The organism is Nocardia sp. 2TAF39 (genome assembly GCF_052114905.1).
Taxonomy (GTDB): domain Bacteria; phylum Actinomycetota; class Actinomycetes; order Mycobacteriales; family Mycobacteriaceae; genus Nocardia.
Genome location: NZ_JBFRFQ010000010.1, coordinates 1 through 13,701, shown reverse-complemented (window position 1 = coordinate 13,701; position 13,701 = coordinate 1). Strand labels below are relative to the sequence as shown.

At 67.5% G+C, this 13,701-nt stretch carries 10 protein-coding genes; 5 read left to right on the top strand and 5 right to left on the bottom strand.

Features of this window, described 5'->3' with window-relative positions; translation table 11 throughout:
* Nucleotides 1-39: 39 nt before the first annotated feature.
* Complete coding sequence (locus AB4Z47_RS08050; protein ID WP_441949182.1) at nt 40-1,188, bottom strand: citrate synthase 2; 1,149 nt, start codon at nt 1,186-1,188, stop codon at nt 40-42.
* A gap of 122 nt (nt 1,189-1,310) precedes the next feature.
* Here AB4Z47_RS08050 and pdxH point away from each other — a divergent pair, with 122 nt between their 5' ends.
* From pdxH to AB4Z47_RS08030, 4 genes are all read left to right on the top strand, one after another.
* Nucleotides 1,311-2,039 (top strand): pyridoxamine 5'-phosphate oxidase, encoded by a 729-nt coding sequence (gene pdxH, locus AB4Z47_RS08045; RefSeq protein ID WP_441949180.1) that lies wholly within the window; start codon nt 1,311-1,313, stop codon nt 2,037-2,039.
* A 69-nt stretch (nt 2,040-2,108) separates the two neighbouring features.
* Entirely contained in the window at nt 2,109-3,389 is a 1,281-nt protein-coding gene (locus AB4Z47_RS08040) for an MFS transporter (RefSeq protein WP_441949178.1), read from the top strand.
* 191 nt (nt 3,390-3,580) lie between these two features.
* Nucleotides 3,581-4,894, top strand: coding sequence for a citrate synthase (locus AB4Z47_RS08035; RefSeq protein WP_441949176.1), 1,314 nt, complete (start codon nt 3,581-3,583; stop codon nt 4,892-4,894).
* A gap of 40 nt (nt 4,895-4,934) precedes the next feature.
* Nucleotides 4,935-5,294 (top strand): FKBP-type peptidyl-prolyl cis-trans isomerase, encoded by a 360-nt coding sequence (locus tag AB4Z47_RS08030; RefSeq protein ID WP_357263241.1) that lies wholly within the window; start codon nt 4,935-4,937, stop codon nt 5,292-5,294.
* A 456-nt stretch (nt 5,295-5,750) separates the two neighbouring features.
* Here AB4Z47_RS08030 and AB4Z47_RS08025 read toward each other — a convergent pair whose 3' ends face one another.
* The 4 genes from AB4Z47_RS08025 to AB4Z47_RS08010 all read right to left on the bottom strand — a co-directional run bounded on the left by AB4Z47_RS08025 (nt 5,751) and on the right by AB4Z47_RS08010 (nt 10,820).
* Complete coding sequence (locus AB4Z47_RS08025) at nt 5,751-7,151, bottom strand: sensor histidine kinase (protein WP_441949173.1); 1,401 nt, start codon at nt 7,149-7,151, stop codon at nt 5,751-5,753.
* Nucleotides 7,148-7,849 (bottom strand): response regulator transcription factor, encoded by a 702-nt coding sequence (locus AB4Z47_RS08020; protein ID WP_441949171.1) that lies wholly within the window; start codon nt 7,847-7,849, stop codon nt 7,148-7,150. The genes AB4Z47_RS08025 and AB4Z47_RS08020 overlap by 4 nt, the downstream gene beginning before the upstream one ends.
* Nucleotides 7,850-8,257: 408 nt before the next feature.
* A complete protein-coding gene (locus AB4Z47_RS08015; RefSeq protein ID WP_441949169.1) occupies nt 8,258-8,644 on the bottom strand; it encodes a hemophore-related protein in 387 nt (128 codons plus the stop codon).
* 112 nt (nt 8,645-8,756) lie between these two features.
* Nucleotides 8,757-10,820, bottom strand: a complete 2,064-nt coding sequence (locus AB4Z47_RS08010; RefSeq protein WP_441949167.1) for an AMP-binding protein — start codon at nt 10,818-10,820, stop codon at nt 8,757-8,759.
* Nucleotides 10,821-11,141: 321 nt separating this feature from the next.
* Between AB4Z47_RS08010 and AB4Z47_RS08005 the strand changes: the two genes are divergently transcribed.
* Nucleotides 11,142-13,701 (top strand): ATP-binding protein (locus AB4Z47_RS08005; protein WP_441949165.1); only part of this gene is annotated, 2,560 nt, incomplete at its 3' end.

Sequence of the window (13,701 nt, the reverse complement as noted above, 5' to 3'; positions counted from 1 at the left end):
ACTCCTCGTCCGCCCGCAAACATGCCGTGTGGCTACCGCCTATGTGTGCGAGACCGAGGCCCAGCCCGCAACCTCCTCGGGCTTGCGCGGACCCGGCCCGGTGTAGATGGCGGCCGGGCGGACCAGCTTGCCCAGCTGCTTCTGCTCCAGGATGTGCGCGCACCAGCCCGCGGTGCGGCCACAGGTGAACATGGCGGGCATCATGTGCGCGGGCACCTCGGCGAAGTCCAGGATCACGGCCGCCCAGAACTCGACGTTGGTCTCGATGGCGCGGTCCGGACGGCGCTCGCGCAGCTCGGCGAGCGCCGCCTGCTCCAGTGCGGCGGCGACCTCATAACGTGGAGCGGCGAGGCGCTTCGCGGTGGCCCGCAGCACGCGGGCGCGCGGGTCCTGGGCGCGGTAGACCCGGTGGCCGAAGCCCATCAGCTTCTCTTTGCGGTCCAGGATGCCCTTGACCAGGGCCCGTGCGTCGCCGCTCTTCTCGACCTCTTCGATCATCGGCAGCACGCGCGCGGGCGCGCCGCCGTGCAGCGGGCCGGACATGGCGCCGATCGCACCGGACAGCGCGGCGGCCACGTCGGCGCCGGTGGAAGCGATCACGCGGGCGGTGAAGGTGGAGGCATTCATCCCGTGCTCGGCGGCGGACACCCAGTATGCGTCGATGGCCTCGGTGTGGCGCGGGTCCGGGTCGCCCTTCCAGCGGGTCATGAAGCGCTCGGTGACCGTGGTGCACTCATCGATAATCCTCTGGGGGACCGCGGGCTGATAGATACCGCGGGCGGACTGCGCGACGTACGACAGCGCCATCACCGAGGCGCGCGCCAGGTCTTCCCGCGCGGTCTCGTCGTCGATGTCCAACAGCGGTTGGTAGCCCCAGATCGGGGCGAGCATGGCCAGACCGGCTTGCACGTCAACGCGCACGTCGCCGGTGTGTACCGGCAGCGGGAACGGCTCGGCGGGCGGCAGGCCCCGGCCGAACGATCCGTCGACCAGCAGCGCCCACACGTCTCCGAAGGTCACTCGACCTTCGACCAGGTCCTCGATGTCCACGCCGCGGTAGCGCAGCGCACCGCCGTCCTTGTCCGGTTCGGCGATGTCGGTGGTGAATGCGACCACGCCCTCCAGGCCGCTGACGAAATCTCTGGGTACGGTGGCCTGTCCACCGGAAACCGCGTGGCTGGTGGTCATGTTGCGACTCTCCTTGCGCTTCGGGTCATATGTTCTCGCCGATGGGAAGTTGTCGGACTTGACGAGTACATGCCGATAACCAAAACCTTAGCTCGCTGCTACCCCGGAGTAACGTCTGGCCCATGCGTGACCTGGACAATTCACCCCGCGGCCAGGAAGCGGCCGACTTCCTACCGAGCACCGATCTCGCCGCCATGCGGACCGAGTACGGCGGTGTGCCCTACGGCAGCGGCGAGGACGTCGACCTGGACGAGAACTGGCTGGCCGGGGGCTGGGAGCCGCTCCTGCGCCACTGGATCGAACAGGCCACCGCGGTCGGCATCGCCGAGCCCAATGCCATGGTGCTCGCCACGGTGTCGCTGGTCGGCGGTACGCCACGACCGGTAGCGCGGACCGTGCTGTGCAAAGGGCTTTCGCCCGAAGGTGTGACTTTCTACACGAACTACGACTCGGCCAAGGGTGCCCAGCTGGCCGCCGTCCCGTTCGCCGCGGTCACCTTCGTCTGGCCCGCGCTGGGCAGGCAGGTGCACCTACGCGGGGCGGTCGAGCGGGTGCCGGCCGAGACGACGGCGGCCTACTGGCGATCTCGGCCGAGGGACTCGCAGCTGGGTGCGTGGGCCTCGCAGCAGTCCAAGCCGATCGGTTCACGGGCCGAGCTGGATCGCACGTTGGCCGAGGCGACCGCGCGGTTCGCCGACATCGACGAGATCCCGGTGCCACCGCACTGGGGTGGTTTCCTGCTCCGGCCCGACGAGGTCGAGTTCTGGCAGGGGCGCCGCGGCCGACTGCACAACCGGATCCACGTGCGCATCGTGGACGAGACCATGATGGTCGAGCGATTGCAGCCCTGACGTATTCCCGCTCGGCGCGTGAGAATTATCGCGTCGAGCCGGGCCGGGTGACTCGCTACGCTGCGGCCGGTGAAACTGCTCGCCGACACCACCCCGCTGCGCCATCCGGATTTTCGACGCCTGTGGGCCTCGGGCATCGTCACCACCATCGGCGCGCAGCTGTCCGTCGTCGCCGTGCCGCAGCAGATCTTCCAGATCACCGGTAGTTCCGGCTATGTCGGCCTGGCCGGGTTGTTCGGCCTTGCACCGCTGATCGTGTTCGGTCTGTGGGGCGGCGCGCTCGCCGATGTGATGGACCGGCGCAGGCTGATGCTCATTACCAACGCCGGCACCGGTGTCACCGCGCTGGCCTTCTGGATCCAGGCGGCCGTCGGGGTGGACAACGTGTGGGTCGTGCTCGGCCTGTTCGCGGTGCAGCAGGCTTTCTTCGCGGTGAACCAGCCGACGCGCAGCGCGACCATCCCCCGCTTGCTGCCGGAAGGCCAACTGGCCGCGGCGAATTCGCTGAGCATGACGGTCATGCAGTTCGGCGCGATCGCGGGACCAGTTCTGGCGGGCGCGCTGATCCCGCTGGTCGGGCTGGCTACGCTCTACCTGATCGACGCCGTCGCGCTGCTCGCTACGCTCTGGGCGGTCTGGCGGCTGCCCGCGCTGCCGCCCACCGGGTCGGTGCGCAAGGCCGGATTTCGAACGGTGCTGGACGGTTTCGGCTACCTGGCGACCCAGCGGGTGCTGCTCGCGTCGTTCGCGGTGGACGTGATCGCCATGGTGTTCGGCATGCCGCGTGCGCTGTTCCCGCAGATCGCGCACCAGACCTTCGGTGACCCGGCCACGGGTGGCGTCGCCCTCGGGTTGTTGTTCGCCTCCATGTCGGTGGGCGCGGTGCTCGGCGGCGTGTTCTCCGGCTGGATTCCGCGCATCCGCCGCCAAGGCCTCGCCGTGATCGTCTGCATCGTGCTGTGGGGCCTGGCTATGGTCGGATTCGGGATGGCCGTCGGATACACCGGACACGGGCTCGGTCTCGGCCTCGGATTGTGGATCGCGCTGGCGTGCTCGGCCTTCGGCGGTGCGGTGGATATGGTTTCGGCCGCGCTCCGGGTCACCATGCTGCAGACGGTCGCCACCGACGACCTGCGCGGGCGGCTGCAGGGAGTGTTCATCGTTGTCGTGGCGGGCGGACCGCGCATCGGTGATGTTGCCCACGGTTTCGCGGCGGCAAGCCTGGGTACTGCTGTAGCCGCGGCCGGAGGAGGCGGGCTCGTGGTGGTCGGCGTGCTCGTCGCGGCGGTCGCCTTCCCCGCGTTCACGCGTTACCGTGTCGGCCGCGCCCGTGCCGAAATACCAGCATGACCAGCACCGCGACGCTGGATGACGACGACAGGACGTACCTGCGAAACCTCACCGCTCCAGGACCTGTTCGTGAGGCGCCGCAGGACTACCCTCCGTATTTGTCCGTGTCGCTGAACAGCTAGCGTTGGGGCAAGCGCATCGTGTGCCGACCGCGCCGGTGCCTTTGGTTCTAGCCTGAGAGGGATCCTTCCGTGCCCGCTGAGAACATCATCAACGTCGACGACGACGCCAAGCCGGTCCTTTCCTATCCCGGCGGGGAATTCCCGATGACGGTCACCAAGGCCGCCGAGGGCAACGACGGGATCGAGCTGGGAAAGCTGCTGGCCAGCACCGGGTACGTGACGTACGACCCGGGCTTCATGAACACGGCACCCACCAAGTCGGCCATCACCTACATCGACGGTGAGGCGGGCATCCTGCGCTACCGTGGCTACCCCATCGACCAGCTTGCGGCGTCCTCGACCTTTATCGAGGTCAGCTACCTGCTGATCTACGGCGAGCTGCCCACGCAGGCTCAGCTCGAGGACTTCACCGACCGGATCCGCCGGCACACGCTGCTGCACGAGGACCTCAAGCGCTTCTTCGACGGCTTCCCCCGCAACGCGCACCCGATGCCGGTGCTGTCGTCCGCGGTGAACGCGCTGTCGGCGTACTACCAGGACTCGCTGGACCCGCGCGACCCCGAGCAGGTCGAGCTATCCACCATCCGACTACTGGCCAAGCTACCCACCATCGCCGCCTACTCGTACAAGAAGTCGGTCGGCCAGCCGTTCCTCTACCCGGACAACTCACTGAGCCTGGTGGAGAACTTCCTGCGGATGACCTTCGGCTTCCCCGCCGAACCCTACGAGGTCGACCCCGAGGTCGCCGCTGCCCTGGACATGCTGCTCATCCTGCACGCCGACCACGAGCAGAACTGCTCCACCTCGACCGTGCGCCTGGTCGGCTCGTCCGACGCCAACCTGTTCACCTCGGTGTCCGGCGGCATCAACGCGCTGTGGGGTCCGCTGCACGGCGGCGCGAACCAGGCCGTGCTGGAGATGCTCGACGGCATCAAGGCCAACGGCAGCGACGTCAAGGAGTTCATCCGCAAGGTCAAGAACAAGGAAGACGGCGTGAAGCTCATGGGCTTCGGGCACCGCGTCTACCGCAACTACGACCCGCGCGCCTCGATCGCCAAGAAGCACGCCGACGCCATCCTGAGCAAGCTGGGCGGCGCCGACGAGTTGTTCGAGATCGCCCAGGCACTGGAAGAGGCCGCGCTGACCGACGACTACTTCATCGAGCGACGCCTGTACCCGAACGTCGACTTCTACACCGGCGTCATCTACAAGGCGATGGGCTTCCCGACCCGTATGTTCACCGTGCTTTTCGCGATGGGTCGGCTCCCCGGCTGGATCGCGCACTGGCGCGAAATGCACAGCGAGCCTTTGAAGATCGGCCGTCCGCGGCAGATCTACACCGGCTACGGCGCTCGCGAATATGGCGAGATCGCCAGCCGTTGACGATTTTTTCCACCACCCACCTATCGAAGGGGATAGCCGAATGACCAAACCGGAAATCGAGTTCCAGGAGGGGCCTGCGCCCACCGAGCTGGTGATCAAGGACATCATCGAAGGCGAGGGCAAGGAAGCCGTGCCCGGCGGCACCGTCGAGGTGCACTACGTCGGCGTCGAATTCGAATCCGGCGAAGAGTTCGACTCGTCGTGGAACAGAGGCGAGTCCATCACCTTCCCGCTGCGCGGCCTGATCCAGGGCTGGCAGGACGGTATCCCCGGCATGAAGGTCGGCGGCCGTCGTCAGCTGACCATCCCGCCGGAGCTGGCCTACGGCCCGGCCGGTGCCGGCCACCGCCTGTCCGGCAAGACGCTGGTCTTCGTGATCGACCTGCTGAACGCTCAGTAATTTTGGCAGCGCCTGTGTTGTTTGGCAGCGCCTTCGGCGCTGCGTGTTCGCGGCCCCTTTAAGGCTCGCGTCCGAGCGACCGCTGCTCGCGACTGCGTCGCAATCGCATCGGCCGCTCGGACGCGAGCCGGGCCGCGAACGGCAATGCTAGGTCTCGCTTCGCTCGGAAGTGGGAGTGCGGCCGATGTGGTTCCGCCGGCTGCGACCGGGCCCTTTCAGCGGCATTTCGTAGCCACACAGCCGACAAGCAGCGAATGTCCAGGTGCTGCGGTTGCCGCATTACGTACCACCACGGCCCGACTTCCCCTTCCGAGCGAAGCTGTTCAGGGGCGCTGCGCGCTCCGCGTGGGCGGGAAAATCGCTATTTTCGTGTCAGCGAGACCGAGCTTCCCGGTTCGCGGCATCGCTCGGACGCGAGCTACCAAGGGGCCGCGAACCCGCCGCGCGCGCGGCCAATTACCCAGGGAGTATGAGGACCAGGCGGATGCCGCCGAGAGCCCCGTCGTCGAAATAGGCGCGGCCGCCGTGTAATTGGGCTTGTTGCGCGACCAGGGCGAGGCCGAGGCCGGAGCCGCCTTTGCTTGCCTGGCTGCCGCGGAAGAAGCGGTCGAAGACGGCTTCGCGCTCGTCGGGTGGGATGCCACGCCCGTTGTCGTCGATGGTGATGATGATGTGGCCGTTGGGCGCACGATGCGCGGAGACGAGGGCCTCGGTGGCCCCGCCGTGCTTCACCGAGTTCGCCAGGGCGTTGTCCACCGCAAGGTGCAGGCCGGCGGGCAGGCCGCGGGTCACCAGCTCGGCGTCGGAGTCGATGCGTACCGTGAGGCCGGGGAAGTGCCGCATGGCGTCATGCGCTGCTTGGTCGCACAGGTCGCAAACGTCGGTGGCGACGTGGTCGTGCTCGTTGGTCAGATCGCCGGTGGCCAGCCGCTCGAGTGCGGTGAGTGTCGTCTCTACCCGGTCCTGGCTGCGTTGCAGGTCACCGAGGATTTCCGCGCGCTGCGCCTCGTCCAGATCGAGGGTGCGCAGCACCTCGAGGTCGGTGCGCATCGCGGTGAGCGGGGTGCGCAGTTCGTGTGCGGACACGGCGGCGAAGTCGCGCGCGGTCTCCAGCGCGGCCGCGGTCTCCGCCTGCGCCTCGTCTACCCGCTGCAGCATCGTGTTCACCGCGTCGGCCAGCTTCTCCGCCTCGCGCACGCCCGAGCCTTCCACCGGTGCCTGGGGATTGCCCGGGTCGGGGAACGCGCTGCGTGCGTCGACCTGCCGGGTGAGCAGGACGATCGGGCGCACCGCTGCGCCCGCAAGCAACCAGCCGAGCGCCGCCGCGGCGGCGATGGACAGCAGTGCGCCGCCGAGCACCCAGCGCTGCTGCTCCGCAGTGGCCTCGGCCGCGCCCGCGGCGGGTATGCCGAGCGAAACCACTTGTCCTGCAGGCTGATTCTTTGTGGTGGTCAGGATCCGGTACGGGGTGCCACCCACTGTGGCGGTGCGGGAACCGGTAGGCAGCGCGGGCAATTCGGTCGTCGTGCTCGCCGTGACCGCACCATTGTCGCGGACTGTGACGGCCATGTCGTTGTTCAGCCCGGTCACGCTGATGAAGTTGACCGCGATGCCCGGCTCGATCAGCACGATGCGCGCCGCGATGGCGAGCTGCTGGTCGGACTGCTGCACGTTGTTGCGCTCGATGGCGCGGATGCTGAGCAGGCTGATCAGCGTCACGATGACGATCGCGCCTGCCGCCGCAGCGCCAGCTACCCTGGTGCGCAGCGAAAACGAACGCCGTCGACGAATTTTCGGCGGGGCGGCGGACGTGCCCGGTTCCGCCTCGCGAACCGGGCGGGGCGCGGGCTCGGTCATTTCGCCGCTCGAAGGACGAACCCGACACCGCGGATCGTGTGCAGCAGCCGGGGCGTGCCGTCCACCTCCAGTTTGCGGCGCAGGTATCCGACGAAGACGTCGACCACGTTGGTGTCGGCCGCGAAGTCGTAGCCCCACACCAGTTCCAGCAGCCGTTCCCGGCTCAGTACCACGCCGACGTTCCTGGCGAGTGTGGCTAGCAGCTCGAATTCCCTTTTGGTTAGTTCGATCTCGTGATCGTGCAGCAGTGCGCGGTACCCGGCGACGTCCACCTCGAGCGGACCGATGGTGATCGCGCCGGGGGTCGCCGAAGCTGGGGAGTCCGACCGCCTGCGCAGCAGCGCCCGGATTCGCGCGACCAGTTCCGCCAACACGAACGGTTTGACCAGATAGTCGTCGGCGCCGGACTCCAGCCCGGAGATGCGGTCATCCACCGACGCGCGGGCGCTGAGCACACAGATCGGCACCTCGTTGCCCAGCGCGCGTAATGCGGTGACCACGCCCGCGCCGTCGAGCACGGGCATATTCATGTCCAGCACGACGGCGTCCGGCGCGTGTTCGTTCACGCTGCGCAGCGCCTGGGCGCCATCCCGGGCCACCAGGACACGGAAACCGGACAGCCGCAGTCCGCGTTCGACCGACGCGAGCACGTCCTCGTCGTCGTCGACGACGAGGACGGTCGGGATCGGGGTTGTCACGTCATCCATTGTGCCGCCACTCAAAGAAGGTATCGGTTAGGTGACCTGCTGATTTCGTCGGCACATTGTAGGTACGGCCCCACCTCTGATCGCACCAGACGCAGGCCCTGAACGGGATCCCGGGCTACCTGACTGGTACGGCACGCCACGCAACTACTGATCTCGTAGGTACATGGGTAACTCACCCTGGGACGCCCAGGACTCGAGTGGCATCCAACGCAGGCCCTGAACGGGATCCCAGGCTACCCGACTGGTACGGCACATCACGCAACTACTGATTTCGTGGGAACATGGGTAACTCGCCGGGTACGCCCGAAACTCGAGTGGCACTCAACGCAGGATCTGAACGCAAATCCTGTGCTACCCGACTGGTACGGCCTGAAGACTCGGAGAGGCGGGGGAGCGAGCTCAATAGCTGTGGCAGGATTCGGCCACGACACGGAGGGTGTCGCGCAACTGCGTGGTCCGCGGATCATTCTCCGCGTCACGCGCCGCCTCCGGGTTCGCGTCGATGGTCCGCCGCAACTCCGCCCGCCGCTGCTCGACCGGCTGATCGAACTTGCGCTGCAGCTCGGCCTTCTGCGTCGGGTTGGCATCGAGCATCGCCGCCAGCTGCGGCGCCTTCGCGTGCAGAGCGGTGTCGACTTGGGCGAAGGAACAGGTGGAGTCCAGCAGCGGTGCGGCCAGCTCCATCGGATCGGCGGCCGCGATCGCGGGACTGAGGGACAACGCAACCGTGGCGAATCCGCCTGCGGCGAGGGCGGCGACGGCGAGACGGCCTACGGAAAGCTTCATGGGTGTTGCCTCCAGATCATCGGGGGGTTCGGTCTCGAGGCTATTACGGGCAGCTGGCGCGCGGGTGAACGCTCTCTGAGGAAACTCTGAGAAGCGTTGCCGGACCGCGACTTCAGGACCGCGCGACCGAGTTCACGTCGGGTGTCACCACATCGTCCGGGTTCTCGATGGTGTGCGGCACCAACTCCTCCCGCATGGGCCGCGCCGCGCGGATCTGCTCCGCCAGCGACACGAGCGCCGCAGGATCGTCGATGGTGGATGGCACCTCGAACGTCTCCCCGGAGATGATCTGCCGGATGGTCTTGCGCAGGATCTTGCCCGATCTGGTCTTGGGCAGCGCGGTCACGACGACCGCGTCGTACAGGGTGGCGATCGTGCCGATCTGGTCGCGCACTCGCTGGATCAGTTCGTCGCGCAGCTGTGCCGGATCGATCTCGACGCTGGACTTCAGCACCACATAGGCCAGGGGTCGGTGCCCCTTGAGTTCGTCGGGTAGACCGATCACGGCGCATTCGGCGACCGCGTCGTGACCGGCGATCGCGGCCTCGATGCTGCCCGCCGAGAGCCGGTGCCCGGCCATGTTGATGACGTCGTCGCTGCGGCCGAGGACGAAGAGGTAGCCGTCCTCGTCGAAGTAGCCGGAGTCGCCGGTGAGGTAATGGCCGGGGTAGGCGGAGAGGTAGGACCGTTCGTAGCGGGCATCGTCGCGCCACAGTCCGGTGAGTGTGCCGGGTGGCAGCGGCAGTCCGATGACAATATTGCCCTCGATGTTCGGAGCCACCGCGTTGCCGGAGGAATCGAGCACACGTAGTCGATAGCCGGGCACCGGCACCGAGGCCGACCCCGCCTTGATCGGGAGCCGCTGCAGGCCGAGCGGGTTCGCGCAGATCGGCCAGCCGGTCTCGGTCTGCCACCAGTGGTCGACCACGGGGCAGTCGGAGCGGCCCGCGAGCAGGACTTCGTCGGCCCAGGCGTAGGTGGCCGGGTCGAGCCGTTCGCCCGCGCAGAACAGCGCGTGCAGGGAGGACAGATCATAATCGCGCGCCAGCTCGGCGTCGGGATCGGCCTTGCGGATGGCGCGCAGCGCGGTCGGCGCCGTGAACAGCACGTCGACCTTGTGCTCGGCGATCACCCGCCAATACGCCCCCGCATCGGGGGTGCCGATCGGCTTTCCTTCGTACAGCAGGGTAGTCGCGCCGACCAGCAGCGGCGCGTAGACGATGTAGGAGTGCCCAACCACCCAGCCGACGTCGGACGCCGCCCACATCACCTGACCCGCGCCGACGGCGTAGATGTTGCGCATGGACCAGGCGAGGGCGACCGCGTGCCCGCCGTTGTCCCGGACCACACCCTTGGGTTTCCCGGTCGTGCCGGAGGTGTAGAGGATATACAGCGGATCGGTCGCGGCGACCGAGACCGGATCGACAAGTGGCGCGTCGCGGACAGCGTCGTCCCAATCGAGCCATTGCGCCGCGACGGTGTGGGTGGAGCTCGGCAGGAACTCGGTGGCGGGCTGCGGCGGAGGGAAGGGGATGGTCTGGAACTGCGGCCGCTGTTTGACGATCACCGTGCGCGGCGCGGTGGTCTCGGCAAGATCCAAAGCCTGCAACACGATCGGGGGGTATTCGATCTGCTTGCCCGGTTCGAGGCCGCCCGACGCCGTGACGATCAACACTGGTTCGGCGTCGTCGATACGCGCCGCCAGCTCCGGCGCGGCGAAGCCGCCGAACACCACCGAGTGCACGGCGCCGATCCGCGCACAAGCCAGCATCGCGATCACCGCCTCGGGGATCATCGGCAGGTAGATCACCACGCGATCGCCCGCCGAGACGCCGAGCTCGACCATCGCTCCCGCGAACCTGGACACCTGCTCGAGCAGCTCGGCGTAGGTGATGACGACCCTGGTGTCGGTGATAGCGGAGTCGTATATCAATGCGGGCTGATGTGCACGACTCCCCCCATCCACGGTGCCTCCGTGCACATGCCGATCGAGCGCGTTGAAGGAGGTGTTGAGGCGTGCGTCGGGAAACCACCTGGCTACCGGGCGAGCGTTGGTGTCGACGATCTGCGTCGGCGGCACGTCCCAATCGATTGCCGCGGCCGCCGCGGTCCAGAACTCAGCGGGATCGACCAAGCTGGTCTGGTAGGCCGGTCGGTACTCGTGCCTCACGTTCAACCCCGTGACTCCCTAGCCTCGCCTCGATGCCCGCCTCGATAGATCTGGATGATTGTGGCAGACTTCACGCGACGCCCGGGTGGGTGCCGCGACCTTTGTTTTTGCCTGGAACTGGCAGGTCAATGATCGCAACATCACGCCAAGTCGCCCAAGAAGTTATTGATCCGTTAGAATCCGATGTCACTTATTTTGGGCCGTCGTAGACGCAATTTCTCGGCCAGCCGCAGCTCTCGGCCAGCTCCACCTGTCGAGCCAAGCACGCGATTGTGGAGGTTCGGTTGATGGCGCGTGGTAGAGGCCAGTTTGGAAAGTGAGTGGGAGATGCGTGACGCCGCTAGGTCCGGCAGTAATCGCTGGGCGCTCGGCAACTGGGACCTGCGCTGGAAGGTAACGGCGGTCCTCGCCGTTCCACTCGCGGTCGCGGTCGGGCTCGGCGTGTCCAGGATTTCGTCGGAGTTCGCGGAATCGAACCGACTTGCCGACATTGCCGAGAACGTCGCCGCCATCCCCGTGGTCACCGCGCTCAGCGCGCAGACCGCGACCACCGCGAGCTCGCAGTTGGTCTCGCTGGGGACCAGCCAGTCCATAGCGACTGATCAGAATCTCGCGGATCTGGACAAGGCGATCGCCAACGCCGAGAACGCGGTCAGCCGGCTCGGCAATGTGCCCGGCGCACGCGCGGCCATCGACAGCATGCTCACTCAGGCCAAGGCTGTGCGTGCCCAGGGCAAGTCGGTTGCCCCCGGCCCGCCTTCGGACACTGTCGCGCTGATCGACCGCGTCCGCAACGACAGCGTGCGCATCGTCGAGAGCACGGTCGGCCAGGTCAGCGACACCGCCGTGGACGCGGCCAAACTGCGGCTGGTCGACTCGCTCAACACCCGTGCCACCCTGGTCAGCCAAGTCGCCGCGTTCCCGGACGTGCTGCGCAACCAGCAGTCCGGCGTGCAGAACTTCCTGGTCGCGTGCAGCACCGAGCGTGCGCTGCTCAACGTGCTCGCGCACCGTTTCTCCGACGGCGACACCTCGATCGCCGACCTGCGCGCAGGCATCGACACCAGGATCGCCTTGCTGACCAGCCCGCAGGCCCAGGCGGGCCAGCTCCCGGTCGGTGACCTGAAGAAATCGCTTCAGGACAGTCTCGCGGTCTACGAGCACGTCGTCGGTAAGGCGACCAAGGACATCGACTCCGCGATGAACGAGCTGGTGTCCACGGCCCAGGGCGGCGCGTGGACATATACCGCGGTCGTCATCGTGACCATCCTTGCCGCGCTCTTGCTCGCGGTCTTCGTCGCCCGCTCCATGATCGTCCCGCTGCACCGGCTGCGTCTCGCCGCGCTGCGCGTGGCCGAGAGCGACTTGCCGCAGGAGGTCGCCGAGCTGCGCAACGGTGCCTCGCCGGAGGAGGTTCCGCTGGAGCCGATGCCGGTGCGCAGTACCGAGGAGATTGGTCAGCTGGCCCGCGCCGTCGACGACATCCATGGTCAGGCGTTGCGTCTGGCGAGCGACCAGGCGAAGATGCGTTCGCAGGTCAACGACATGTTCGAGACCTTGGCTCGGCGGTCCAAGTCGCTCGTCGACCACCAGCTCACCCTCATCGAGGCGATGGAGTACGACGAGAAGGATCCGCGCCTGCTGGAAAACCTGTTCCGGCTGGACCATCTCGCTGCGCGTATGCGCCGAAACGGCGACAACCTGCTCATTCTCGCGGGTACCAGGCAGCGCCGCGCGAAGTCGGCTCCGGTCGAGATCGGCGACGTGCTGCGTGCCGCGATCTCCGAGGTCGAGGACTATGAGCGTGTGAAACTCGGCGCGACGCCGCGCGGTTCGCTGAAGGAGCCGTCCGCTTCCGACCTCGCGCACCTTTTCGCCGAGCTGTTGGACAACGCGCTGCGGGCTTCGCCGCCGGAAACCGACGTCAAATTCACCTTCGCTCAGGCGCACGACCAGGGTTTGCTCATCGAGGTCGCGGACCGCGGTATCGGTATGCCGCCGGCCGAGATGGCCGACATCAACCGGCGGCTCGAGCAGACCGCGGAGCCGGGGCCCGACACCGCCCGTCATATGGGTCTTTTTGTGGTTGGCAGGCTCGCCGAGCGGCACGGCCTCATGGTGCGGCTACGGCCCACCTTCGACACCGCCCGCGATCCAGGCGTGACCGTCACCGTACACGTACCGATCGGTCTGATCGTCGCGGAGAAGCCGATCGCGGGGCAGCCCGTCACCCCGCAACCCTCACCGCAGGTCTCCGCGCCGCAGCGGCCGTCGGCGCAGTCGTCCATGCAGACGCGGGCGATCACGCGCACCCCTGGGGGCAATGTCATGGTTACAGTCGATCCCGGGGTGAGCGGCCCGATTCCGGCCGGCAACCCCACGCCCAGCACACCATCCAGTGGGCCGATACCGACGGGCTCCGGCAGTCTGCCGCAGCGGCAGCCGGGTTCGTCGATGTCGTCCGGTTCACGTTCGGATGCTCAGCAGTCGGGTGCGTCGTTGCGTCCCGCGCCGGGAACGCCCGGCCAGGCTTCGAGCGTGCCGCAGCGCGGCAAACTGGCTGCGGCCAGCCTGCCCAAACGCAACCTCGGATCGGGTGGTCCGCCGCCGCGCAGACCAGATGGTCCGCCCGAGCCGGCTGGCACCGGTCTGTCGCCGCGCGAGGCGAATTCGGGCGAACTACCGCTGCGTCAGCCTGGCACCAACGGTGTACCGCAGCCCGGCATCGGCCTCCCGCAGCGGCAGCCGAGTGCGAACGGCCTGCCGCAGCGTGAGTCTGCGTCGGGTGGTTTGCCGCAGCGTGAGTCTGCGTCGGGTGGTTTGCCGCAGCGTGAGTCTGCGTCGGGTGGTTTGCCGCAGCGTGAGTCTGCGTCGGGTGGTTTGCCGC

What these genes read in the sequence shown, in the direction of transcription:
- AB4Z47_RS08050 (WP_441949182.1), bottom strand. Translation starts at nt 1,188, where the DNA reads ATGACCACCAGCCACGCGGTTTCCGGTGGACAGGCCACCGTACCCAGA.
- pdxH (WP_441949180.1), top strand. Translation starts at nt 1,311, where the DNA reads ATGCGTGACCTGGACAATTCACCCCGCGGCCAGGAAGCGGCCGACTTC.
- AB4Z47_RS08030 (WP_357263241.1), top strand. Translation starts at nt 4,935, where the DNA reads ATGACCAAACCGGAAATCGAGTTCCAGGAGGGGCCTGCGCCCACCGAG.
- AB4Z47_RS08025 (WP_441949173.1), bottom strand. Translation starts at nt 7,151, where the DNA reads ATGACCGAGCCCGCGCCCCGCCCGGTTCGCGAGGCGGAACCGGGCACG.
- AB4Z47_RS08015 (WP_441949169.1), bottom strand. Translation starts at nt 8,644, where the DNA reads ATGAAGCTTTCCGTAGGCCGTCTCGCCGTCGCCGCCCTCGCCGCAGGC.